General features: G+C 69.1%; 20 protein-coding genes. 4 read left to right on the top strand and 16 right to left on the bottom strand.

Annotated elements, in window-relative coordinates; all coding sequences use genetic code 11:
• Positions 1 to 51: 51 nt before the first annotated feature.
• Positions 52 to 1,443 (top strand): PLP-dependent aminotransferase family protein, encoded by a 1,392-nt coding sequence (locus ABL844_RS00550; RefSeq protein ID WP_418130170.1) that lies wholly within the window; start codon positions 52 to 54, stop codon positions 1,441 to 1,443.
• Between the two features lie 9 nt (positions 1,444 to 1,452).
• Here the strand turns inward: ABL844_RS00550 and ABL844_RS00555 are convergent, their stop codons facing one another.
• Positions 1,453 to 2,235 carry a crotonase/enoyl-CoA hydratase family protein gene (locus ABL844_RS00555; protein WP_418130171.1) on the bottom strand — a complete coding sequence of 261 codons (783 nt, stop codon included), beginning with the start codon at positions 2,233 to 2,235 and terminating at the stop codon, positions 1,453 to 1,455.
• Positions 2,236 to 2,312: 77 nt separating this feature from the next.
• On the opposite strand from ABL844_RS00555, the gene ABL844_RS00560 reads away from it, so the two are divergent.
• Positions 2,313 to 3,119, top strand: a complete 807-nt coding sequence (locus tag ABL844_RS00560; RefSeq protein ID WP_418130172.1) for a PaaX family transcriptional regulator — start codon at positions 2,313 to 2,315, stop codon at positions 3,117 to 3,119.
• 9 nt (positions 3,120 to 3,128) lie between these two features.
• Here ABL844_RS00560 and ABL844_RS00565 read toward each other — a convergent pair whose 3' ends face one another.
• From ABL844_RS00565 to ABL844_RS00575, 3 genes are read right to left on the bottom strand one after another with little or no spacing between them, the layout of a single operon-like run.
• Entirely contained in the window at positions 3,129 to 4,388 is a 1,260-nt protein-coding gene (locus tag ABL844_RS00565; RefSeq protein ID WP_418130173.1) for an amidohydrolase family protein, read from the bottom strand.
• 21 nt (positions 4,389 to 4,409) lie between these two features.
• Complete coding sequence (locus tag ABL844_RS00570) at positions 4,410 to 4,913, bottom strand: GAF domain-containing protein (protein ID WP_418130174.1); 504 nt, start codon at positions 4,911 to 4,913, stop codon at positions 4,410 to 4,412.
• A gap of 20 nt (positions 4,914 to 4,933) precedes the next feature.
• Positions 4,934 to 6,301: an MFS transporter gene (locus tag ABL844_RS00575; RefSeq protein ID WP_184639001.1), complete on the bottom strand. Its 1,368-nt coding sequence runs from the start codon at positions 6,299 to 6,301 to the stop codon at positions 4,934 to 4,936.
• A gap of 126 nt (positions 6,302 to 6,427) precedes the next feature.
• Between ABL844_RS00575 and ABL844_RS00580 the strand changes: the two genes are divergently transcribed.
• Positions 6,428 to 7,342: a LysR family transcriptional regulator gene (locus tag ABL844_RS00580; protein ID WP_184638999.1), complete on the top strand. Its 915-nt coding sequence runs from the start codon at positions 6,428 to 6,430 to the stop codon at positions 7,340 to 7,342.
• 21 nt (positions 7,343 to 7,363) lie between these two features.
• On the opposite strand, the gene ABL844_RS00585 is transcribed toward ABL844_RS00580, so the two are convergent.
• From ABL844_RS00585 to ABL844_RS00600, 4 genes are read right to left on the bottom strand one after another with little or no spacing between them, the layout of a single operon-like run.
• Positions 7,364 to 9,175 (bottom strand): feruloyl-CoA synthase, encoded by a 1,812-nt coding sequence (locus ABL844_RS00585; RefSeq protein WP_418130175.1) that lies wholly within the window; start codon positions 9,173 to 9,175, stop codon positions 7,364 to 7,366.
• Between the two features lies 1 nt (position 9,176).
• On the bottom strand, positions 9,177 to 10,124 hold the full coding sequence (locus tag ABL844_RS00590; RefSeq protein WP_184638995.1) for a 3-hydroxyacyl-CoA dehydrogenase NAD-binding domain-containing protein: 948 nt from the start codon (positions 10,122 to 10,124) through the stop codon (positions 9,177 to 9,179).
• Positions 10,121 to 11,335: an ABC transporter substrate-binding protein gene (locus tag ABL844_RS00595; RefSeq protein WP_418130176.1), complete on the bottom strand. Its 1,215-nt coding sequence runs from the start codon at positions 11,333 to 11,335 to the stop codon at positions 10,121 to 10,123. Before ABL844_RS00595 ends, ABL844_RS00590 begins: the two co-directional genes overlap by 4 nt.
• A 40-nt stretch (positions 11,336 to 11,375) precedes the next feature.
• On the bottom strand, positions 11,376 to 12,296 hold the full coding sequence (locus ABL844_RS00600; RefSeq protein ID WP_418130177.1) for a 3-keto-5-aminohexanoate cleavage protein: 921 nt from the start codon (positions 12,294 to 12,296) through the stop codon (positions 11,376 to 11,378).
• A gap of 127 nt (positions 12,297 to 12,423) precedes the next feature.
• On the opposite strand from ABL844_RS00600, the gene ABL844_RS00605 reads away from it, so the two are divergent.
• Positions 12,424 to 13,134, top strand: a complete 711-nt coding sequence (locus tag ABL844_RS00605; RefSeq protein WP_184638991.1) for a Crp/Fnr family transcriptional regulator — start codon at positions 12,424 to 12,426, stop codon at positions 13,132 to 13,134.
• Positions 13,135 to 13,270: 136 nt separating this feature from the next.
• Here the strand turns inward: ABL844_RS00605 and ABL844_RS00610 are convergent, their stop codons facing one another.
• From ABL844_RS00610 to ABL844_RS00645, 8 genes are all read right to left on the bottom strand, one after another.
• Positions 13,271 to 15,073, bottom strand: a complete 1,803-nt coding sequence (locus ABL844_RS00610) for an NAD(P)/FAD-dependent oxidoreductase (RefSeq protein ID WP_418130178.1) — start codon at positions 15,071 to 15,073, stop codon at positions 13,271 to 13,273.
• Between the two features lie 185 nt (positions 15,074 to 15,258).
• Positions 15,259 to 17,223, bottom strand: coding sequence for a sigma-54-dependent Fis family transcriptional regulator (locus ABL844_RS00615; protein ID WP_418130179.1), 1,965 nt, complete (start codon positions 17,221 to 17,223; stop codon positions 15,259 to 15,261).
• 149 nt (positions 17,224 to 17,372) lie between these two features.
• The gene (locus ABL844_RS00620; RefSeq protein WP_418130180.1) at positions 17,373 to 19,265 is read right to left on the bottom strand and encodes a tannase/feruloyl esterase family alpha/beta hydrolase; all 1,893 of its coding nucleotides are present in this window, start codon (positions 19,263 to 19,265) and stop codon (positions 17,373 to 17,375) included.
• Positions 19,266 to 19,371: 106 nt separating this feature from the next.
• Positions 19,372 to 20,250 (bottom strand): helix-turn-helix domain-containing protein, encoded by an 879-nt coding sequence (locus ABL844_RS00625; protein ID WP_369660151.1) that lies wholly within the window; start codon positions 20,248 to 20,250, stop codon positions 19,372 to 19,374.
• Between the two features lie 8 nt (positions 20,251 to 20,258).
• On the bottom strand, positions 20,259 to 20,960 hold the full coding sequence (locus ABL844_RS00630; RefSeq protein WP_126020628.1) for an ABC transporter ATP-binding protein: 702 nt from the start codon (positions 20,958 to 20,960) through the stop codon (positions 20,259 to 20,261).
• 1 nt (position 20,961) lies between these two features.
• Positions 20,962 to 21,711, bottom strand: coding sequence for an ABC transporter ATP-binding protein (locus ABL844_RS00635; RefSeq protein WP_184638983.1), 750 nt, complete (start codon positions 21,709 to 21,711; stop codon positions 20,962 to 20,964).
• A 145-nt stretch (positions 21,712 to 21,856) separates the two neighbouring features.
• A complete protein-coding gene (locus ABL844_RS00640; protein WP_184638981.1) occupies positions 21,857 to 22,816 on the bottom strand; it encodes a branched-chain amino acid ABC transporter permease in 960 nt (319 codons plus the stop codon).
• On the bottom strand, positions 22,813 to 23,685 hold the full coding sequence (locus tag ABL844_RS00645; protein WP_126020622.1) for a branched-chain amino acid ABC transporter permease: 873 nt from the start codon (positions 23,683 to 23,685) through the stop codon (positions 22,813 to 22,815). The genes ABL844_RS00640 and ABL844_RS00645 overlap by 4 nt, the downstream gene beginning before the upstream one ends.
• Between the last annotated feature and the right edge of the window lie 118 nt (positions 23,686 to 23,803).

Raw genomic sequence — 23,803 nt, forward strand, 5'->3', positions numbered from 1 at the left:
AGTGAGGACAGTGGGTGGCCGTTCGCGCCCGCTGTGTCACAGTCGCAGGCCATGACCACCATCGCCGATTCGCTCGCCAACGCCATCGAACGTCAGATCGCGAGCGGCGCCTACAAGGCCGGCGACAAGCTCCCCTCGCTGCGCGAACTGGCGCAGCTGCACGGCTATGCGAAGAACACCGTGGTCGCCGCCTTCGAGCTGCTGGTGTCGCGCGGGCTGGTCGAGCCCAGGCGCGGCTCGGGCTACTTCGTGTGCGCGCGGCCCTCGGCCCCCGGGCCCGCGGAGGAAGACGCCGGCAGCCTCGGCCGCGCGATGGACATCGTGTGGCTCATGCGCGAGCAGCTCAAGACCGAGCCCGACGCGATCGCCGTGGGCGACGGCTTTCCGCCGGTCGAGTGGCTGGCCGACGTGCGGCTCGACAAGTACCACCCCAAGGTCGTGCGCACGGGGCTCGGCGCGCTCTTTCGCTACGGCAGCCGCTTCGGCTACGCGCCGCTGCGCGATCACCTCGTGCGCAAGCTGGCCGACTTCGGCATCGGCGCCGAGCCGCGGCAGATCGTGCTCACGCACGGCGCCAACGAGGCCATGGACATCGTCATCCGCTATTTCGTGCCGCCCGGCGGCAAGGTGCTGGTGGACGACCCCGGCTACTACCCGCTGTTCGGCAAGCTCAAGCTCGCGGGCGCGCAGGTGCTGGGCGTGCCGCGCCTGGCCGACGGGCCCGACCTGGAAGCGCTGGAGCGCCTGCTCGTTGCCGAGCGGCCGCGCCTCTTCTTCACCCAGTCGATCGCGCACAACCCCACCGGCTCCGACATCTCGCCCGCCAAGGCATTCCGAGTGCTCCAGCTTGCGCAGAAGCACGACCTGCTGGTCGTCGAGAACGATCCGCTGGCCGACTTCAAGCCCACGGCGCTGCCCCGGCTGGCCGCGCTCGACCAGCTGGAACGCACGATCTACATCGGCAGCTTCTCCAAGTCGTTCTCGGCCGCGCTGCGCGTGGGCTTCATCGCCTGCGGCGCCGACCTCGCGAGCGACCTCGCCGACCTGAAGGCGCTGATCCACGTGAGCAGCTCGGAGTACGCCGAGCGCACCGTCGACGTCATCCTCAGCGAAGGCCACTACCAGCGGCACCTGAACCGGCTGCAGACGCGGCTGGGCGAGGCCACGCGCAACGCCATCAAGCTGCTGGAGTCGGTCGACGCCGAAGTGTTCGCGCGCAGCCCGCAGTCGCTCTACGTGTGGGCCGCGCTGCCCGGCGTGGCCGACTCGCTGGCCTTCGCCAAGGAGCTGCTGCCGCGCAAGATCGTGATGGCGCCGGGGCGTATCTTCGCCGTCGACTCGACGCAGGTGTCGCGCTGGTCGCGCTTCAACGTCGGCGCCATGGCCGACCCGCGCTTCGCGAAGGCGCTGCGGACCACGCTGCGCCGCATCGGGCAGGGGTAGGCCGGGTTTTCAGCTTCCGAACTCGCCATGGCGCCCGGCGCCGCCGGCAAAGCGCGCGGCGCCGGCCTGGCCCTCGGCGAAGACCACCGGCACGCCCAGCGCGCCTTCGCGGCGCAGGGCCTCGGCCAGCGGCATGTCCCATTGCTCGTAGGCGGAGCGGCGGTCGGCCAGCATGCAACGCTGCGGAAAGGCGGCGATCTCGCGCGCCAGCTGCTGCGCGGCGGCCAGCGCGCCTCCGGGCGGCGTCATGCGGTTGACCAGGCCCATCGCGAGCGCCTCGGGCGCGCCCACCGGTCGGCCCGAGAGGATCATGTCGAGCGCTCGCCCCATGCCCACGATGCGCGGCAGCCGCACCGTGCCGCCGTCGATCAGCGGCACGCCCCAGCGGCGGCAGAACACGCCAAACACCGCGTCCTCGTCGGCCACGCGCAGGTCGGCCAGCAGCGCGAGCTCGAGGCCGCCGGCCACCGCGAAGCCGTTCACCGCCGCGATCAGCGGCTTCGACAGCGCCATGCGCGTGGGCCCCATCGGGCCGCTGCCGCCGCCTTCGGGGTCGAGCTCGTTGCGGCGGGCGGGGTCGCCCACGGCGGAGAGGTCGGCGCCCGCGCAGAAGTTGCCGCCCGCGCCGGTGAGCACCGCGACGCGCAGGGCCTCTTCGGCCTCGAACCGGCCGAAGGCCTCTCGCAGTTCGGCCGCCACCAGGCCGTCGACCGCGTTGCGCTTGTCGGGCCGGTTCAGGGTGATGGTGCAGACGGCGCCGTCTGTGTCGCAGCTCACGTATTGCATGGCCATGCGCGCATCCTTCCGGGCAAAATTACATGCTCGATCGCTCACGATGATCGTAGGAAATATTTCTCTCTCCTGCAAACATGGACAAAGTATGTAATGTGCCGGTCGCCGTCCCCAGCGCGCCCGACCTGATCCTCGACCTTCTGGTGGCCGACGGCGGCACGCTGAGCGCGCAGGCGCTGTGCCGTGCGGGCGCGCTCATGGGCATCGGCGAGTCGACCCTGCGCGTGGGCCTGACGCGGCTCGCGGCCGAGGGCAAGATCGCGCGCGGCGAGCGCGGCAGCTACATGCTCGACCGCAAGGGCGCGGCGCTGTCGCGCACCGTCGATGCCTGGCGCAACCGGCAGGCGCAGACCGTCGCATGGCGCGGCGACTGGCTGGCGGTGCACGACGCCGGCGTGCCGCGCGCCGACAAGACCGCGTGGCGCCATCACGCGCTCGCACTGTCGCTGCGCGGTTTCGCCGCGCTGCACCCGGGCCTGCACATCCGGCCCGACAACCTCTCGGGCGGCCTCGCGGCCGAGCGCAAGCACCTGGCGGCACTGGGGCTGTCCTCCGACGCGCTGGTGTTCCGCATCGCCGACCTCGACGAGGCGGCTCAGGCGGCCGCGCGCAAGCTGTGGAACGTGCGCGCCATGGAGGCCGACTACCGCCGCCTGCAGACGGGCGTGGAGCGCAGCGAGAAGCGGCTCGCCACCCAGAAGCTCGAGACCGCGACGCGCGAGTCGCTGCTGCTGGGCCGTGCCGTGATCGCGCACATCATCCGCGACCCGCTGCTGCCGGCCGAGCTCATGTCGACCGCGCCGCGCACCGCGCTGCTCGCCGCCACCCGGCGCTACCAGGACAAGGCGCTGGTGCTGTGGCGCAAGTGGCTGGCGCAGCCGTAGCGCTCTCGTTCAGTGCAGGGTGGCGAGTTCGTCGAACTGCACCACGCCTTCCTTCATGACGAGCGGAATGCGCTCGCCCTGGCCCAGCAGGCAGCCGATGTCGCGCAGCGGGTTGCCGTCCACCACCAGCAGGTCGGCCAGTGCGCCGGGCACCAGTCGGCCCAGGCGGTCGCTCATGCCCAGTATCTCGGCGCCCACCGTGGTCGCGCTGGCGATGGCCTCGGCCGGCGACAGCACCTCGGCGCGCAGCCGGAACTCGTCGCTCTGCAGCCGCTGCGACTCGCCCAGCAGGTCGGAGCCGTAGCCCATCTTCACGCCCGCGGCCTTGTAGATCTCCAGTGAGCGCAGGCCCGCCTCGCGCACGCTGGACACTTTTGCCACGCTTTCGGCCGGCAGGCCCAGGCTCTCGCCCTCGGTGGCCAGCGCGTCGTAGGTGACGAGCGTGGGCACCACGTAGGCGCCCAGATGCGCCATGAGCGTGGCGGTGGGCGCGTCGACGAGGTTGCCGTGCTCGATGGTGCGCACGCCGCAGCGCACGGCACGCGCGATGGCGGCTGCCGTGTAGGCATGCGCCATCACATAGGTGTCGCGCCCCTGTGCCTCGGCCACGATGGCGCGGATCTCGTCCTCGCTGTAGCCGAAGGCACCCACCGGGTCGGTGGGCGAGGCCACGCCGCCGGAGGCCATGATCTTGATCTGGTCCGCGCCCATCTGCAGCTCCTCGCGCACCGCCTTGCGCACCGCGTCCACGCCGTCGGCCACGCGCGCCAGCGCGCCGACGCGCACGCAGGTGGCGCACACGCCGTCGCCGTTGCCCATGTAGTCGGAGCGCGCGCGCATATCGCCGTGGCCACCGGTCTGGCTCAATGCGCGGCCCGAGACGAAGAGGCGCGGGCCCTGCGCCAGCCCGGAATCCACCGCCTGCTTGAAGGCGAAGCCCGCGCCGCCCGCGTCGCGCACCGTGGTGAAGCCGCGTCGCAGCATGCCGCGCAAGATCGGCACGCTGCGCAGCGTCACCAGCACGTTGGGCATGTGCACCTGCCGCGCGAGGTTGAGCTCCACCGCGATCACGTGCACGTGCAGGTCGATGAGGCCCGGCATCACCGTCTTGCCCTTCACGTCGATGGCGCGGGCCGAGGGGCTGTGGATCGGCTTGTCGGAAACCTCGCGCACCACGCCGTCCTCCACGAGGATGTGGTGGTCTTCCAGCAGCTCGGCGCGCTGCGGATCGAGCAGATGGGCGTTCTGGAACAGTACGGCGTTCGTCATGGTGAAGGGGTCTCCTAATGTTCAGTCGGCGGCCATCAGGGCCGGCACCGCGAGCTGCGCGAACACGCGCGCGGTCTCGACGTGCTGCGTGCCGTACCAGTTCTCCTGGTGCAGCAGGTTCAGCGTGCCCAGCGTCTCGCCGCGCCAGCGCAGCGGAATGTTCAGCACGCTGCGGCAGCCCAGCGACTCGATGAGTGCGTGGTCGAAGAACACGTCGCGTATGTCGTCGGCCGTGCGGCCGATGTAGGGCTGGCCTTGGTGCATCACCTGCTGCATCCACGGCGAATCGGTGATCGGCTTGCGCCCGCCCACCGGGTAGGCATCGCGCATGTTGGTGTAAATGCGCTCCGACTCGCGCGCCGCGCGGTGATGAACCAGGATGGTGAAGAGCCGGTGGCCCACGGTGGCGGCCAGCGCCTTGTCGATGGCGTCGAAGGTGGCCTGCGGCTGTTGCGTGTCGGCGTGCGCGCGCGCCACGGCCGAGAGGGATTCGTCGATGAGATGGCTGTTCGTGTTCGGTTGCATGGGGGTCTGGTCGATGTCTCTCAGGAAAGCTCCGCCGCCGCGATGTCTTCCAGCGAACGGCCGCGCGTGGGAATGCCCATGAAGGTGACGGCCGCCGCGCCGAGCAGCAGCACGGCGGTCGTCATGCCGAACACGCCCGCGAAGCCCAGCGACGGATAGATGAAGCCCACCAGGATCGGCGCCGTGATGCCGCCGATGCGCCCGATGGCCGAGGCCAGGCCGGAGCCGGTCGCACGCACCTGCGTCGGGAACACCTCCGGCGTGTAGGCATAGACGCCCGCGTAGGTGCCGTTCATGAAGAAGGACAGCAGCACGCCCGCGGCCATGATCTGCGTGTCGCTGTGCGTGAAGGCCAGGCCCAGTGCCGCGATGCCGCCCAGCAGCATGTAGCCCACGATGGTGGCCTGCCGGCCGATCTTCTCGTTGAGCCATGCGGCCGAGAAGTAGCCCGGGATCTGCGCGAGGTACATCACCAGCGAATAGCCGAAGCTCTTGGTGATGGTCATGCCGTTCTGTATCAGCAGGCTCGGGATCCAGGTGAAGAAGGAGTAGTAGCTGAAGGTGATCGACAGCCACATCAGCCAGGTCATGACGCTGATGCGCATCAGCTTGCGCGAGACCAGCGTGGCGTAGTTCTTCAGCAGGCCGCCGCGGCTGTTGCTGGGCGGCGGCGCGGCCACGTCTTCCTCGTTGAGCGCGGGCAGCGCGAGGCCCCGGCGCACGGTGTCGGATTCCATTGCGTCCACGATCGCGCCGGCTTCGGCCTGCCGCCCCTGGCTTTCGAGCCAGCGCGGCGACTCGGGCAGCGCGCGGCGCCACCACAGGAGCAGCAGCACCGGCATCGCGGTGATGAAGATCACGATGCGCCAACCTTGTGCATGCGCCGGCACGATGAAGTAGCCCAGCAGCGCGGCGGCCACGAAGCCGAAGGAGAAGAAGCCCGCGAGTGCGCCGGTGAAGGTGCCGCGATAGCGGCGCGCGACGAACTCCGAGAGGTAGGGCGCGATGATCGCGCTCTCGGCGCCGGCGCCGAAGCCGGCCACGATGCGCAGGCCGAGGAACAGCGTCCAGCTGTCGACCATGCCGCTGAAGAGCGAGGCCACGCAGTAGATGGCGAGGGCCGACATCATCACCCTGCGCCGCCCGAACAGGTCGCCGCAGGTGCCGGCCGCGAGCGCGCCGAAGAAGAAGCCGATGAAGTTCGCGCTGGCCAGCACGCCGATCTGCACGCTGCTGAGCCCCCATTCGGTGCGCAGCACCGGCAGCACGAAGGCGATCACGGCTGCATCCATCGCATCGAAGGTGTAGCCCAGCCCTCCCATGAAGAGCAGGCGCCGATGGAAACCGGAGAACGGCAGGCGCTCGATGCGGGCCGACAGCATGGTCATGTGAATCCCTCGACTTCGGTGGTGCGGAGAAGCGGCAGATCGTAGGATCGCGGGGATATCACGACAAATTTATATGCGTGATTGTGTTTATTGACCTTGTGAATGAATGAACGAAGAGGACGCGCGATGAACTACCGCAATGCCGACCTCAACCTGCTGAAGGTGTTCGAGGCCCTCATGACCGAGGGCAATGTCACGCGCGCGGCCAGCAAGCTGTCGCTGACCCAGCCCGCGGTGAGCAATGCGCTGCGCCGGCTGCGCGACACCTTCGACGATCCGCTCTTCGTGCGCAGCGGCGCGGGCGTCAACCCGACGCGGCGCGCCATCGACCTGTGGGAGCCGCTGTCGCAGTCGCTGCATGCGATCCGCGCGACGATGGACGTCGAGCAGTTCGACGCGCTGCGCAGCACCGCGAGCGTGAGCATCGCGATGTCCGACTACGTGTCGTCCATCGTGGTGCCGCGGCTGGCGCAGCGGCTCGGCAAGGTCGCGCCGTCGATGCAGGTCCATGCCATTCCCAACACGCTGGTCGACTTCGGCCCGGTGCTGGCCGACAACAAGGCCGACTTCGCGATCAGCGTCTACAACGAGGAGGTGCGGCGGCCGGCGTTCCTCAAGTCACGGGCGCTGTGGTCGCCGGACTTCGTCTGCATCATGCGTGCCGGCCATCCGCTGGCGCGGGCCGAGAGGATTCCGCTGAAGAAATTCCTTGCCGCGCGCCACGTGGACGTGAGCCTGGTCGGCAAGACCACGCCGACCTACGACCTGTTCCTGCGCAGCCGCGGATTGCAGCGCAACCTGGTCGCGACGGTCAATCACTACGGCGCGGCATACGAGGTGGTGCGCCGCTCCGACCTGATCGCGGTGCTGCCCTGGTCCGAGAAGTTCGAGCCCCCGCGCCTGACGGGCCTGCGCAAGATGCCCGTGCCGCTGGAGGCGCCGCCGCGCATCATCGAACTCTTCTGGCACCAGCGCCACGAGACCTCGGGGCTGCACCGGTGGCTCAAGAACACGCTGCTGGAGCTGTTCGAGCAGGCCTGAGCGCCCAAGACAAGGAAGCGATCAGCCTTCCAGCCGCACCACCTGCGCATCGCCCGGCGTGCGCGCATGCAGCCGCTGCACCTCGGCGGCGCGCCGCGTCAGCACCGCGCGCTGGTTGATGTAGCCCTTGTCGGTGATCTCGCCCGCATCGAGGCTGGGCGGCTCGGCGAGCACCAGCGCGCAGGCGGGGCACTGCGAGGAGCCCGCGCCCTCGTCGCGCAGCGTGCGCAGCACGCCGGCGATGCGTTCGCCCATGGCCTGCGGCGCCAGCGCGGCGCCCTGGGGGCTAGCGAACACCAGCATGCCGATCTCGTCGCGGTCGTGGCCGGTGAGCACGATGTCCTGCACGTGCGGCGCGAGCATCGACACCAGCTTCACGCGCAGCGTGCCCACCGACACCCAGGTGCCGGTGGAAAGCTTGAAGTCTTCCGCCACGCGGCCGTTGAAGATCACGCCCTGCGCGGGCTGCGACGGGTCGGCCAGGAAGCCGGCGTCGCCGATGCGGTAGTAGCCTTCTTCGTCGAAGGCCTGCGCGGTTTCGCGCGGCGCATCGCGATAGCCGGGGAACACCGAGACGCCCTTGACGCGCATCTCCAGCTTCTCGCCGTTGGGTACGAACTTCAGCTCCAGCCCCGGCAGCGGCGCGCCGATGCAGCCGGCGCCGTCGAGCTTCCAGTGCGCGGAGGTAATGGCGGGCGATGTCTCCGTCGCGCCCCACGAGGTGGTGAGCCACAGCGGCCGCGTGGGCCGCACGCGCGCGGCCACCGCCTCGAGCCGCTTCCACGTGGAGGGCGCGAGTGCCGCCGCCGCGTAGAAGGCCAGCCGCAGGCGCGAGAGCACGTCGGCGGCCAGTGCCTCGTCGGCCTCCAGGAAGGGCAGCAGCATGTCGAAGCCGCGCGGCACGTTGAACAGCAGCGTGGGCTTCACCTCGCGCAGGTTGCGCACCGTCTTCTCGATCAGCCCCGGCGCAGGCCGGCCCTCGTCGATGTAGAGCGCGCCGCCGTGGCACAGCACCATGTGCAGGTTGTGATTCGCGCCGAAGGTGTGGCTCCAGGGCAGCCAGTCGACCAGCACCGGCTTTTCCTGTGCGAGGAAGCGCCAGGTCTGCGCGATCATCTGCTGGTTGGCACACAGCATGCGGTGCGTGTTGATGACCACCTTGGGCTTGCCGGTGGAGCCGGAGGTTAGCAGGTACTTGGCGTGCGTGTCGGACAGCACGTTGGAGAAGGCTTCCATCACGGCAGGTGTTTCCTTCGCCGCGAGCAGGCTGTCGAAGGCGACGGCGCCCGGGTGCGCGTCGGCATTGCGGCTGAACACCGCGACGGCCTCCACCCCGCTGCCCGCGAGCGAGCCGCCGTACACCTTCGCGTCGGAGGCATAGATCAGCGCGGGCTTCAGCGCCTGCAGCATGCCGTGCAGCCGCGATGTGTCCTTCGCCATGCGCGAATACGCACTCGAAAGCGAGCAGGCGGCGCGCCCGATGTGCATGGCCGCGAGCATCAGCACCACGTGGTCGATGGCGTTGTCCGAAAGAATCACCACCGGCTGGCCCGCCGGCAGCTTCATGTCGAGCAGCGCCTGCGCCACCGAGCCCACGGCCTGGCGCAGCGCGCGGTAGTCCAGCTTGCGCCAGCCTTCGCCGCTCTCGTCGCGCTCCGCGAAGGCCAGAGCGTCGGGCGTCTCGCGCGCCCAGCGCTCCAGCCATTCGCCGATGCAGCGCGCATAGGGCTTCAGCGCCATCGGAGAACGCAGCGCGAAGGAGCCGTCGTCGAAGTCGATGCGCACCGTGCGGGGCGGGGCGATCAGGTTTTCATCGAGGAGGAAGTCGGTCATTTCAGTCGAGTCTGCCGGTGTCGGACTTGGCGCGAATCAGGTTTAACAGCAGGGTGTCGCGCGCGGCTTCGAGGTCGGCTGTCCGGCGTTGGCCCAGTTCTTCGGCCACGCCTTGCGCGACTTTTTGCTTCAACTCCGTCGTCATCGACGGCGCTCCCAGGTCTTTCCACCAGTCCTCGATCGGCCCGCCCAGGTGCGCGAGCACATGCTCGATGCCGCCCGCGCCGCCCGACAGGTGCAGGTTCATGAAAGGCCCCATCACCGCCCAGCGCAGGCCGGGCCCGTGCGCGATGGCCGCGTCGATGTCGGCCACGCTCGCCACGCCCTCGTTGACTAGATGAAAGGCCTCGCGCCACAGCGCCGCCTGCAATCGGTTCGCGATGTGGCCCTTGACCTCGCGCTTCACGTGGATCGGCCGCTTGCCGATGGCCGCGTAGAAGGCCATGGTGCGTTCGATGACCTCGGCCGAGGTCTGCTCGCCGCCGATCACTTCCACCAGCGGAATCAGGTGCGGCGGGTTGAACGGATGCCCCAGCACCACGCGCTGCGGATGCGCGCAGCCCGACTGCACGCCGCTGATAGCGAGGCCCGAGGAGCTGGATGCGAGGATGGCCTCCGGCGGCGCGGCTGCGTCCATGCGGCGGAACAGGTCGATCTTGAAGTCCATGCGCTCGGGGCCGTTCTCCTGCACGAAGTCGGCCACCGAGACGGCGTCTTCCAGGCTGTCGTGGAAGCGCAGGCGGTCGATGCTCGCGCCGGACGCGAGACCGAAGCGCTCCAGCGTGGGCCAGTGCCGTGCCACGGCTTCGCGCAGCCTTTCCTCCGCGCCGGGCGACGGGTCGGTCGCGTTCACGTCGAGGCCGTGCGCGAGGAAATGCGCGGCCCAGCTCGCGCCGATCACGCCGGTGCCTACCACTGCCACGCGTTGGATTTCCGGGGATGTGCTCATGTCGATTTCCACCGCGCGCAGCGGCTCTCCGCCTTCGTGGTCCATGCGGCCTCGCCGCGGATCGGCTCGACCACCTTGTAGTAGTCCCAGGGTTCCTTCGATTCGGCCGGCGTCTTCACCTGCATCAGGTGCATGTCGTGCACCATCAGCCCGTCGTCGCGCAGCCAGCCGCCCTTGACGAACATGTCATTGAACTTCGTCTTGCGCAACTGCGCCATCACCTTGTCGGCGTCGTCGGTACCGGCCGCCTTCACCGCCTGCAGGTACTGCAGCGCGGCCGAGTAGTCGCCGGCATGGAACGAGGAGGGCATGCGCTTGTGCCTGTCGAAGAAGCGGCGCGCCCATTCGCGCGACTCGGGGCTCTGGTTCCAGTACCAGCTGTCGGTGAGGTACATGCCCTGCGATGCCTTCAGGCCCAGCGCGTGCACGTCGTTGATGGTGATGATCATGCCGGCCAGCTTCATGTTCTTGCCGATGCCGAACTCCGCCGCCGACTTGATGGCGTTGACCGTGTCGCCGCCCGCGTTGGCCAGTGCCAGCACCTGCGCCTTGGAGCCCTGCGCCTGCAGCATGAACGACGAGAAGTCGCTCGCGCCCAGCGGATGCTTGACCGAGCCCGCCACCGTGCCGCCCGCGGCCTGCACCGTCCTGGTGGCGTCGTTCTGCAGCGCCGCGCCGAAGGCGTAGTCGGCCGTCACGAAGTACCAGCTCTTGCCGCCGGCCTTGACCACCGCGCTCGCGGTGCCGCGCGCCATGGCCACCGTGTCGTAGGCGTAGTGCACCGTATAGGGCGAGCAGTATTCGTTGGTGAGGCCCGAGGCGCCCGAGCCCACCACGAAGTACGGTTTCTTCTTGTCGGCCGCCACGCCCGCCATGGCGATGGCCGCGCCCGAGTTGACGCCGGCGACCAGCATGTCGACCTTCTGCACGTCGAACCACTCGCGCGCCTTGGCGGCGGCGATGTCGGGCTTGTTCTGGTGGTCGGCCGTGACCAGCTCGATCTTCTTGCCGCCGATGGCGCCGCCCATGTCGGCGATCGCCATGCGGATGGCCTCGGCGCCGGCCGGGCCGTCGTAGTCGCGGTAGATGCCCGACATGTCGCTGATGAAGCCGATGCGGATCACGTCGTCGGACACCTGCGCCGAGGCGCCCGTTGCGGCGAATGCCGCGCCGAGCGCGGCGGCCAGGGCGGTGCGGGAAAGCTTGCTCATGTATTCGTCTCCGTTCGTCTTTTCCTGCTGCGTGCCGCTGTCAGCCCAATGCGAACTCGGGCCTCGGCGTGCCCACCCGCGGCAGGCCCATCATCTGCCGCGCCTCGGCGGGCGTCGCCACTTCCATGTCGAGTTCGCGGATCACGCGCACGATGCGCTCGGTGAGCTGCACATTGGTGGCCAGCTCGCCCTGGCGGAAGTAGAGGTTGTCCTCCAGGCCCACGCGCGCATGGCCGCCCAGCAGCAGCGCCGCGACGTTGGCCTCCAGCTGCGACGGGCCGATGCCGCTCACGCAGAAGATGCTGCCCTTGGGCAGGGTGTCGACCATCATCTGCAGGAAGCGCGGCGAATACGGCATCGCATTCTGGAAGTTGCGGTGCACGTTCATCACCAGGTTGATGAAGTAGGGCTCGTCGTCGTGGCCCTCGCCGATCAGCGTGGTCGTGTCCTGCAGGATGTGCGTGGGGCTGAACACTTCCCACTCGGGCTTGATGCCGCGCGCCTTCATGCCGGCGGCCAGTTCTCGGCCACGGGTGATGGGCGTGTCCATCAGGATCTGCTTGCTCTCGAAGCTCAGGTTGAGCGTGGTGGCGTCGAGCGTGCACATCTCGGCGCCGGCGTCCATGCCCTTGATGCGCTCCTCCCACGCGATCTCCCAGCGGTCGCCGGCCAGCGGCTTCACCATGTCGCCGTGCACGCCGCCGCCGGTGGAGTTGTTGATGACGATGTCGCAGCCGCCCGCGCGGATGCGGCTGTTGATGTCGCGGTACACGTTGGCGTCGCAGGTGGCGCCGTCGTCCGGGCGGCGCGCGTGGATCGCGACCACGCTCGCGCCGGCGTTCCAGCAGCGCAGCACGTCGGCCGCGATCTCGGCGGGCTGGGTGGGGAGGTGGGGGTTCTGCGACTTGTGCGCCATGCCGCCGGTGGGGGCGATGGTCACGATCACTTTGCGCTTCGACATGGTCGGGGCTCCTGGTGTCTTTCAAGGGGGGCGCGCTATTATTTTTGGGTGCGCAGGCACACTCAGTCATCGCGACGACATTTGGGCTCAGGGTTTACGCACCCGGGCCTTCAGGAGCTTTCATTCCATGCCCACGACGAAGCCGGCCCCCAGAGCGGCATCGCTGACGATCCCGCAACTGCTGCAAGGTTCGGCCTGGTTCCCCCTGCTCGACGTGAGCGCTGGCGAGCGCGTGCTCGACGAGATGCGCGAGGTGGAGGTGGCGGCGGGCGCCGCGCTGTGCCGGCGCGGCGACACGCCGATGCACTGGTACGGCACCCTCGAGGGGCTGCTCAAGTGGTCGATCACCTCCAGCGATGGCCGCTCCGTGACCTTCGGCGGACTCTCGGTGGGCAGCTGGTTCGGCGAAGGCACGCTGTTGCGCGCGCTCCCGCGCTCGGCCGACATCATCGCCCTGCGGCCGAGCAGGGTGGCGGCGCTGCCGCTGGAAACCTTCGAGTGGCTGCACCGCACGCAGCGCGGCTTCGATCACTTCCTTCTGCAGCAGATCAACGAGCGGCTGCACTGGTTCATGGGCAACTACGCGGCGCATCGCCTGCTCGATGCCGACAGCCAGGTGGCGCGCGCGCTGGCGGGGCTCTTCCATCCCTGGCTGCACCCGGGCAGCGAGCCGCATCTCCAGACCTCGCAGGAGGAGATCGCGAACCTTTCGGGCGTGTCACGCCAGCGGTGCAATGCGGCGTTGAACCGGCTGAAGGAGGCCGGGTTCCTGCGCATCGAGTACGGCGGCATCACCGTGATCGACCTGGAAGGGCTGCGGCGGTTCATCAGCGAGTGAGCGGACTCGCTCCCTCTCCCCTCGGGGAGAGGGTTGGGGTGAGGGCTGCGGCGTCCATTCGAGTGCGGCGCCTTATTGGAGGCACTCACCCTCACCCTGACCCTCTCCCGCCTGCGGGAGAGGGGATAACACCAAGTCAGCGCGTATGGTGCGACGCCGCCCGCTCATATACCGGCGTGTCGATCCCTTCCATGCGCGCCTTCAGCTGCAGCGCCAGGAACTGCGAGTAGTGCCGCGACTGGTGCAGGTTGCCGCCGTGGAACCACAGGTTGTCCACCTGCGTGGGCTTCCACATGTTGCGCAGCTCGCCTTCCCACGGCCCCGGGTCCTTCGGCGTGTCGGAGCCCAGGCCCCAGCACTTGCCGACCTTGTCGGCGATCTCCGGCGAGATCAGGTCGGCCAGCCAGCCGTTCATCGAGCCGTAGCCGGTGGCGTACACCAGCAGATCGGCCGGCAACTCGGTGCCATCGGTGAGCGTCACCGAGCGCTCGTTCACCCGCTCGATGTTCACGCCGCTCTTCAGGTGGATGCTGCCGTTGGCCACCAGCTCCGAGGCGCCGACGTCGATGTAGTAGCCTGAGCCGCGGCGCAGGTACTTCATGAAGAGCCCTGATCCGTCGGCGCCGAAGTCGAGCATGAAGCCTGCCTTTTCGAGCCGCGCGTACAGGTCGGCGTCGCGCTTCTTCATCTCCTCGTACACCGGGATGTGGAAGGTGTGCATGATCCTGTAGGGCACCGACGCGAAGATCAGGTCGGCCTTGTGGTGGTCGATGCCGTTCTTCATCGCCTGCTCCGAATAGAGCCCGCCTAGCGCCAATTCCATCAGCGACTGGGAGGGCGCGATGTGCGTCGACGAGCGCTGGATCATCGTCACGTCGGCGCCGTGCTCCCACAGGGCGGCGCAGATGTCGTGCGCCGAGTTGTTGGAGCCCAGCACCACGCACTTCTTGCCGGCATAGGCCTCGGGCCCGGGGTGCTGGCTGGAGTGGTGCTGGTCGCCCTTGAAGTTCTCCGCGCCAGCCACCTTCGGCACATTCGGGTAGCCCGACACGCCCAGCGCGAAAACCAGTTGCCTCGGTCGCAGCACCACCGGCTTGCCCTCGCGCTCAACCGTCACCTCCCAGCGCTGCGCGGCTTCGTCGAAGCGTGCCTTTTTCGCGGTGGTGGAGCTCCAGTAGTTGAGCTCCATGATCTTGGTGTACATCTCCAGCCAGTCGCCGATCTTGTCCTTGGGCGCGAACACCGGCCAGTCGTCGGGGAAGGGCATGTAGGGCAGGTGGTCGTACCAGACCGGGTCGTGCAGGCACAGCGACTTGTAGCGCTTGCGCCAGGAGTCGCCGGCCTTCGCGTTGCGCTCCACGATGATGGTCGGCACGCCCAGCCGCCGCAGCCGCGCGCCGAGCGCGATGCCGCCCTGGCCGCCGCCGATGATCACCACCTCGGGCTGCTCGGTGTAGCCCAGCGACGCTTCTTCGTCGCGGCGCTTCTCCAGCCAGTTCTTGCGGCCCTTGTGCACGCCGTGCTCCGCGCCCTTGATGCGGTTGTCGCCCGTCTTCTCCTCGAAGCCCTTCAGCTCCGTCATGGTGGTGAGCAGCGTCCAGGCCTTGCCGTTGCGCAGCCGCAGATGGCCGCGTCCGCGCGCCACGCGCGTCTCGAAGGTGAACCACGCATCGACCACGCCATCGGCCTCGGTCGCCTCGCCCTCCACCGCGAAGGCCGTGGGCTGCACGTCGGCCAGCCGCGCCTGCAGCATCGCGCGGATCGCCCCGGGGCCTTCCTGCGTGCGGATGTTCCAGGTGAAGGCGACGAGGTCGCGCCAGAAGCTGTCGGCCTCGAACAGCGAGACGGCCGCGTCGATGTCGTTGCGCGCGAGCGCGGCGGCGAAGTCGGCGAGCCATTGGGCCGCGGCCCGGGTGGGGGCGGTGGTGGGGTCTGTCATTGCGTGTCTCCGTTGCGTCGTTGATGGATGCGCGGCGCCTTGGGGGCGGCGCGGCATGCGTTGCGCAGCTTTCGTGCCGCGTGCGGGGCGACGATGGATCAATGACTTGGGCGGGGTTTTGTCGCAGCGCAAGCGTTTGTCGCACGCCGCATGCGACGAAGCCGAGACAACTGTCGCAGCGCGTCTCAGTCGTCCGCCAACGGCCGGCTGCGCGGCGGCGCGATGCCGTGGCGCTTCATGTGCCGGTACACCGTGGCACGGCTCAGGCCAAGTTCGTCGGCCGCGCGTGCCACGTGCCATCGGTGGCGCCTGAGCAGTTCGACCAGCTCGGTGGCGGCGATGCCATCTGGGTCGTCGGCCGAAGAAGCGGCGACACGGGCCACGTTGGCCGGGGTGACGTGGCCCGATCGTGCGGGCAGCTGTAGCTGGAGGTCTTCCACGCCGACCCGGCCGTCGCTGCACAGCGCCAACGCCAGCCTCAACACATTGCGCAGCTCCCGCAGATTCCCCGGCCAGTCATGCGCCAGCAGCCTCTGCATCGCCTCTTCCGACAGCCGTGCCGGTGAAGACATCGCCGCGGCTTCCTCGTTGAACATGCCCTCGATCAGGTAGCGCATGTCGCCGCGCTCGCGCAGCGGCGGCAGCTTCAGCACCGCGCCGCACAGCCGGTAATAGAGGTCCTCGCGAAAGCGACCCGAGGCCACGAGCCCGGGCAGGTGGCGGTGCGTGGCCGCCACCACCGCGATGTCCACGCGCTGCGGCGACTCAGCGCCCAGAGGCAGCACCTCGCCCTCGGAGAGCACGCGCAGCAGCCGCGTCTGCAGCGCCATCGGCATGTCGCCGATCTCGTCGAGGAACAGCGTGCCCCGGTCGGCCTGCGCGATCAGGCCCTTCATGCCCTTGGCGCGGCCGCCGGTGAAGCTGCCGGGCGTGTAGCCGAACAGCTCGCTCTCGATCAGCGAATCGGGAATGGCCGCGCAGTTCACCGCCACGAAGGGCATCGCCGCGCGGCCGCTGGCGCCGTGCAGTGCGCGGGCCAGCACTTCCTTGCCGCTGCCGGTCTCGCCCTCGATCAGCACGTGGATGCCGCGGTCCACCAGCCGGCGTGCCTGCGCAAGCAGTTTCTGCATCTGCGGATCGTCGCCCGCGATGCGTTCCAGCGGCGGCAGGCGGTCGTTCGGGCGTGCGGCGGGCGCCGCAGGGGTCGCGACCGAAGGCCTGCGCACGCGCGGCGCCAGCAGCGACGCGTGGTACTCGCCGCCACCGGGCAGCAGCACCGTGTGCGCGAAGGGCATGGCCGACGCGCCGCCGTTGCCGATGCGCCAGATCGCATCCATCGGCATGTGAAGCCATTCGGAGATCGCGCCGCCCAGCGCGCGCCCCGCGAAGGCCTGCCGCGCGCCGCCGTTCGCGCCCACCACCGTGCCGCCTTCGTCGAAGGCCAGCATCACCTCGCCCGCCACGTCGACCAGCCCGAAGGCGCTGCCCAGCCGCAGGATCCAGTGGCTGCGGAAGCTGCGCAGGAAGTCGGCGTCCTCGATCATCCGCGCGTAGATGGCCACCAGGTGCCGCACGAGATGCTGGCTCTCTCTGGCTTCTGGCGAGCGCAGGGCAGACACGTCGAGGATGGCCGTGAGCTTGCCGCTGTGGTCGAACAGCGGCGCGGTGGTGCAGGTGAGCGCGATGTGCGTGGCGTCGAAGTGCTCGGTCTGGTGGCAGGTCATCGGCTGGCGCTCGATCAGGCAGGTGCCCACGCCGCAGGTGCCCGCGTGCGCCTCGTTCCAGTCGGCGCCGAGGTAGAGGCCGGCCTTGCGCAGCTGGTCGTCCCACGCGGGGTTGCCGATGTAGTCGACCGTGATGCCTTCCGCGTCGGTCAGCAGCACCATGTAGCCCAGGTCGGCCACGCGGCGGTAGATGTCTTCCATGCCCGAGCGCGCGGCGCGCAGGAAATGCTCCAGCTGCTGCTGGTGCGCGCGCACTTCCTGCGCCGGCAGGATGCGCGCGGGGCTCGGCCTCGACGGATCGAGCCCGTGGTCGCGCACGCAGCGCGCCCACGACTTGTGGACCAGGCTCGCCGCCGGATCGGCCAGCGCCGCGCCGGTGGTGATGGAGTAGACGTTGTCGATGTGACGCGATTGCAGGGACGTCATGCGCAGCCTCGCGGATGGGTGGGCACGGCCACGCCGGGCCGTGCAGCCGACCATCATTCGGCTGTCGCGCTGTCGCAGCACAGAGGTGAAACCCGGTGAAGTCCGAAGATCGCCTTCGTGCTTTGCAACAGAGTGTGCCGCCGGTTCGCTCAGCGGCAGGCGAAGCTCTCGGCCTTGCTCACGTCGCCGCCGAGGTAGGCGATCTTCTTCGGGTAGGTGCACAGCGGCCGCGCGAGCGACCTGTCGGCGTTCTGCATCACCATGCTGTCGGGCGCGATGCCTTTCTCGACCCAGTCGGTCAGCGCCGTGAACAGCTGGTTCTGCGCCGGCAGCGGCGGGTTGGCCGTGGGGCTGGTGCCGGCGAGGCCGTTGACAGAGCCCACGCCCGCGCAGTGGCCCATCGCCGGGATCTCCACGTAGCGGTAGAACTTCTGCAGTGCATCGATGCCGCCCATCGCCTTTGCCGCGCGCTCGTAGTAGTTGGCGGTACCCGAGCTCGGAATCAGCTGGTCGGCCAACCCGTGGTACGTCAGCAGCTTGGCGCCGCGGTCGCGGAAGCGCGCGAGGTCGGGGTTGTCGGCGTTGATGTTCGCGAAGGCCGTCTGCAGCGCCTTGCCGCGGTCGCTCGCGTTGGCGAGCTGGGCGTAAGACAGGCCCTTCCACTTGTCCGCGCCGTTGCCCGTGGCGTTGATGAAGTCCGGCGTTGCGATCGTCGGGTCCTGCAGGTTCAGCGCCACCTGGTGCGCGGCGATGTGGAAGGGCATGGGCACGCCGGCCACCGAGTCGGCCAGCGAGAAGCCCGGCGCGCCGGGGCTGTTGAGCGCGGTCCCGCGCGTGAGGCCGTACCAGAGCTGGTTCGATGCCAGCGTGGCGCCGTAGCCGATGTCGCTGGCGGGGGCGGGCGCGCTGCCGTCGCGTGTCTGGCCGTACCAGATCTTGTTGACGGCCTGCGCCTGCGCGGTGCTCAGGCATGCGGCGGTGGCGTTGGTGCCGCCGCTGGCGGTGCAAAGCACGGTCTTGTCCTGAGCGGGGTCGTACTTGCAGGCGGCGGGGTCGCTGATGAAGCCGTCGTGCTGGCCCGTGAGCGCGCTGTCGCAGGCGCTCACCGCCGACGAGGACACCAGCGAAAGCTGGTCGGCCGTGAGCGGCGTGCCGCCAAGGTCGCGCTGCATCACCACCTGCGGATACAGCTCGGCGGTGATGAAGCTGGTCCAGTTGATCGCGCTGTTGCCGGCCAGGATTCCGTCGAAATCGTCGGGGTTCACCTGCGCCTGCATGTGGCCCTGGCGGCCGCCGGTGGAGCAGCCATCCCAGTAGGCGTACTTCGCGTCGCGCTGGTAGAAGCCGGCGGCGAGTGCCTTGGCCTTGACGGCCATCTGGTGAATGCCGCGGCTCGCGAAGTCGGTCCACAGCGTGGTGTTGACGGTGCCGTCGGGGTTCATCGCGAAAGAGCCGTCCACCGAAGGCAGCGGCGCCTTCGATGCATGCCCGGCGTCGGTCACAGCGCTCACCGAGCCTTCGCCCGCCGCGATGGCGGCTGCATTCGCCCCACCGATCTGCGTCTTCGCGCCAATGCCCGCGTCGCCGACGAAGCCGCCGCCGCCGAGCACGCGGATGCGGCTGTTCCACGAGGCCTGCGAAGGCAGCCACACCTCGATGCCGATGCCCGGCGAGGTCGATGGCGCATCGGCCGGGCCCGCATGGCCGGGCCCCACGTTGAGCTTGACCATGCACACGTCGCTGGCCGCGACCGTGCCCGAGGCCTTGCCGTCGAGGTTCAGGTCGTCGCCTTTCCTGAACTGTTTCACCACCGTCACGGTGGTGTCGGCGTCGGGCTTGAACGCGGTCTTCAGGCTTTCATCGCAGGCCAGGGCCAGCGGCGTGCCGGCGGGTGGAGCCGTGGCTGGCGCGGGAACGAGAGGCAGCACGGCAGGGCCTGAGGAGCTGCTGCCGCCGCAGGCCGTGAGCACGGCTGCCGCGGCGAGGCTCAGGCAGAGGACGGCGGAAATGGGGATCGGCGGGGTGGGCAATGGCTTGGGCATCTTCTCGTCTCCTGTTGTGTAGAGACATGAATTTGCCCGCGCCCCCCGCCGCGGTATATCGACATGCGATCACCGCTTGCAGGATTCCTTCACCCTCCACCGGGACTTACCCGCGCCGCGCGCGCGCCGGCGTGGTGCCGACCAGCTGGCGGAACACCTGCGTGAAATGCGCCTGGCTCGAAAAGCCCACGGCCTGCGCGATCTCCGCGAGCGACTGGTTGCCGCGCAGCAGCGACAGCGCGTGGCGCACGCGCTGCTCCATCACGTAGCGGTACGGCGTCGCGCCGGTGCTGGCGCGGAAGAGCCGCGTGAAATGCACCGCGCTCAGGTGCAGTTCGGCCGCGAGTTCGTCGATGCCGAAGTCCTCGGACAGATGCTGCATGACCCAGTCGTACACCCTGCGCAGGTCGTTCTGCGAGAGCCGTCCGCGCGGGCGCCGGGTGTTGCCCGTGGCGCCGTAGCGGTTGCGCAGGTAGCTCGCGAGCGCCATCGACAGGCCCTGCGCATGCAGGCGGCCCGAGCTGCAGCCGCGCTCCACCTCGTCGCGCATGGCGATGACCAGGGCCGACAGCGTCGCGTCGGTGGTCGACAGTTGCGTCTGCAGGTGCAGCTCGCCGTCGCCCTCGGGCATGAGGCTGCGCAGTGCCTCGGGGCGGATCTCCAGCACGATGGTCTCGGCGAGCTCGCCGGTCCAGGTTGCGCGCTCGACCTCGTAGCCCTGCTCGAAGATGAAGATCCCGCCGGCGTTCGACTCGAAGGGATGCTGGCGCCGCCCCCGCGTCATCGCGCCTTTCACATGGCCGCGCACGCACAGGCCGATCAGCGGATGCGGGTTGTAGCAGGCGGGGTTCTCGCCATCGCCGGACATTGCGCGCACCTCCAGCGCGAAGCCCTGCCACGCGGTGGCCTGCGCGTTCATCAGCATCCTGCCGTCGAAGGGCAGGGGCTTGCCCGATGTGTCGAGGAGGCTGATCTCGCGCGTCATCGCGTGGCCTACACGCCCAGCAGTTCCTCCAGCGCGTGCGGCTCGGCCAGCAGGTCGGCCGAGGCACCGTGCCGCACGATCTGTCCCTTCTCCATCACTACCGCGAGGTCGGTGTGCGCGAGCACCTTGCGGTAGTCGCGGTCGACGATCAGCGTGGCGATGCCGGTGGCGCGGATCTCGCCGATCACGCGCCAGATCTCGGCCACGATCAGCGGCGCAAGGCCTTCGGTGGCCTCGTCGAGGATCAAGAGGCGCGGGTTGGTCATGAGCGCGCGGCCGATGGAGAGCATCTGCTGCTCGCCGCCCGACAGCTGCTGGCCGCCGTTCGACAGGCGCTCCGCCAGGCGCGGGAAGGTGGCCATCACGCGGTCGAAGGTCCATTCGCGCCGGCCGTCGATGCCCGCTCGCTCGCTCATCACGAGGTTCTCGCGCACCGAGAGGTTCGGGAAGATGCCGCGCCCCTCGGGCACGTAGCCGATGCCCAGGCGCGCCATCTTCTCGGGCGGCAAGCCGGTGACGGTGCGGCCGTCGACCTGCACTTCGCCCGAGGCGGGGCGCACGTAGCCCATCATGGTTCGGATCAGCGTGGTCTTGCCCATGCCGTTGCGCCCGAGCAGGCCGACCGAGGTGGCCGCGGGAATGCCGGCATGCACGCCGCGCAGGATGTGGCTGTTGCCGTAGTAGGTGTTGAGGTCGCGCACGAGCAGCATGTCAGTGGTCTCCGAGATAGGCCGTGCGCACTTCCGGGTTCTCGCGGATCTCGGTCGGGTTGCCCGTGGCGATGACCGCCCCGTTCACCATCACGGTGATGCGGTCGGCGATGCGGAACACGGCGTCCATGTCGTGCTCCACCAGCAGGATCGCGTGCGTGGCCTTCAGCCGCGCGAGCAGCGTGAGCATGCGGTCGGTTTCCTCGGCGCCCATGCCGGCGAGGGGTTCGTCGAGCAGCAGCACGCGCGGGTTGGTGGCCAGGCACATCGCCACTTCGAGCTGGCGCTGCGCACCGTGGCTCATGGTGCCGGCGATGCGCTGCGCCTCGTGCGCGAGGCCGGCGGCCTCTAGCGCAGCGTCGGCCGAGGCACTACTGGTCGCGCAGCCGCGCGACGACTCCCAGATGGCCCAGGGCTTCGGCGTGGCGGCCTGCGCGGCGAGCCGGCAGTTCTCGTGCACGCTGAACTCCGGGAAGATGGTGGTGCGCTGGTAGCTGCGGCCCACGCCGTCGCGCGCGCGCTTCCATTGCGCGCGGCCGGTGATGTCCGTGCCGTCGAGCGTGATGCGGCCCTCGCTGGCCTCGATCTCGCCCGAGAGCATGTTGATGAGCGTGGACTTGCCGGCGCCGTTGGTGCCGATCACGGCATGCACCTCGCCCACGTGCAGGTCGAGCGTGACGCCGTTGACGGCCGTGAGGCCGCCGAAGCGGCGGGTCAGGCCAGAGACCGAAAGAAGAGCGGCTGCATTCATGGTCTTGCTCCCTCTCCCCTTGGGGAGAGGGTTGGGGTGAGGGCATTGGGCGGTAGAAAGCGCGGGTTGATGGTCAGGTTCGCAGCCCTCACCCTAGCCCTCTCCCGCAAGCGGGAGAGGGGACAAAACCGGAGCGTGGGAACAGTCATGCAGCCCCCTTCGGCGACAGCCGCTGCACCAGGCCGATCAGGCCCTTGGGCAGCAGCGCCACGAACACGATGATCGTGAGCCCCAGCGTCAGCTGCCAGTGGTCGGCCAGCGGGCCCATCACCGCGTGCGTGGAGAAGATTTCCTTCAGCAGCGTGAACGCCACGGCACCGATCACCGCGCCGCGCAGGTGACCGAGACCGCCGAGGATCACCATCAGCAGCACCTCGCCCGAGTTGTGCCAGGCCATCAGCTCGGGGTTGACCACGCCGTCGCGCGAGGCGAGCAGGAAGCCCGCGAGCCCGGCCAGCGCACCCGCCAGCACGAAGGCCGCGAGCTTGTAGCCGTACACCGCGAAGCCGGCGGCGCGCATGCGCTGCTCGTTCACGCGGATGCCCGCCAGCGCCGCGCCGAAGCGCGATCGCCGGATGAGCGCCAGCAGGGCGTAGGTGAACACCAGCGAGGCCAGCACCACGTAGAACAGCACCGTGCGGTTCTCCAGGTCGAGCGCGCCGATGGCGGGCCGAACGTACATGTAGATGCCGTCGCTGCCACCGCCGACCTTGGTGTCGTGGAACACGAAGAAGGCCATCTGCGCGAAGGCCAGCGTCACCATGATGAAGTACACGCCGCGGGTGCGCAGGCTCAGCGCGCCGACGAAGAGCGCGTAGAGCGCCGCCACGCCCATCGCAGCCGGCAGCAGCAGCGCGAAGTTGCCGCCCTCGTTGCCCGAGGCCAGCACCGTCACGTACGCGCCGATGCCGTAGAACGCCGCGTGGCCCAGGCTCACGAGGCCCGTCATGCCCACCAGCAGCTCCAGGCTCAGCGCGAAGATCGAGAGGATCATCACCTTCACGATGAAGTCCGATGCGTAGTTGCCCATGAACGGGCCGGCGACGCCGACGGCGACCGCGCAGGCCACGGGAAGCAGGAAGGCGCTCTTCTTCATGGCTGTCATGGCCGCCTCCCCATCAGCCCCTCGGGCTTCCAGATGAGCACGATGGCCATCAGCAGGTAGATGCCGATGCCGCTCAAGTCGGCGAAGAACACCTTGCCGAAGGTGTCGACGAAGCCCACCAGCAGCGAGGCCACCAGCGCGCCGGTGATGGAGCCGATGCCGCCGATCACCACCAGCACGAAGCAGATGATGAGCACGCTCGCGCCCATGTTCGGATACACCGAGGACATCGGTGCGGCGATCATGCCGGCCAGCGCCGCGAGCGCCACGCCCGCGGCGAACACGATGCGGTAGAGCCGCTTCACGTCGATGCCCAGGCCGCGCACCATGTCGCGGTTGCTTGCGCCGGCGCGGATCATCATGCCCAGGCGCGTGCGGTTCACCACCCAGTACAGGCCCACGGCCAGCACGATGCAGGCGGCCGACGCGAAGAGCCGGTACCACGGGTAGCTCATCACGCTGCCCAGCGCGAAGCTGCCGTCGAGCCACGCGGGCACCTTCACGCCGTGCACGTCGTTGCCCACGAGGATGGAACGCAGCTCCTCGAACACCAGGATCAGACCGTAGGTCATGAGCACCTGCTGCAGGTGGTCACGCTGGTAGAGGTAGCTGAAGAAGGCCCATTCGAGCAGGTAGCCGAAGACGGCTGCCAGCACCACGCCAGCCACCAGCATCAGCAGGAACTGGTCGCCGAACAGCGGCGCGAGCGAGAACGCCATGTACGCGCCGATCATGTAGAAGCTCCCGTGGGCGAGGTTGATGACGCCCATGATCCCGAAGATCAGCGTCAGCCCCGAGGCCACGAGGAAGAGAAGCAGTCCGTACTGAACCGAGTTCAGGCACTGGACCAGGAAGGTTCCGAAATCCACGAGGGGGTTCTCTCTGGGCGGGATCGTTGTTCAATAGGCGTGCGTTGCGCGGGACACCGCGGAACCGGCTTTGCCGGGCCGCAGGTGTCGCCCCCTGCAAGGGGGTTGGCGCAGCACA

The sequence above is a fragment of the Variovorax sp. 278MFTsu5.1 genome, from assembly GCF_048305045.1.
Taxonomy (GTDB): Bacteria; Pseudomonadota; Gammaproteobacteria; order Burkholderiales; family Burkholderiaceae_C; genus Variovorax; species Variovorax guangxiensis.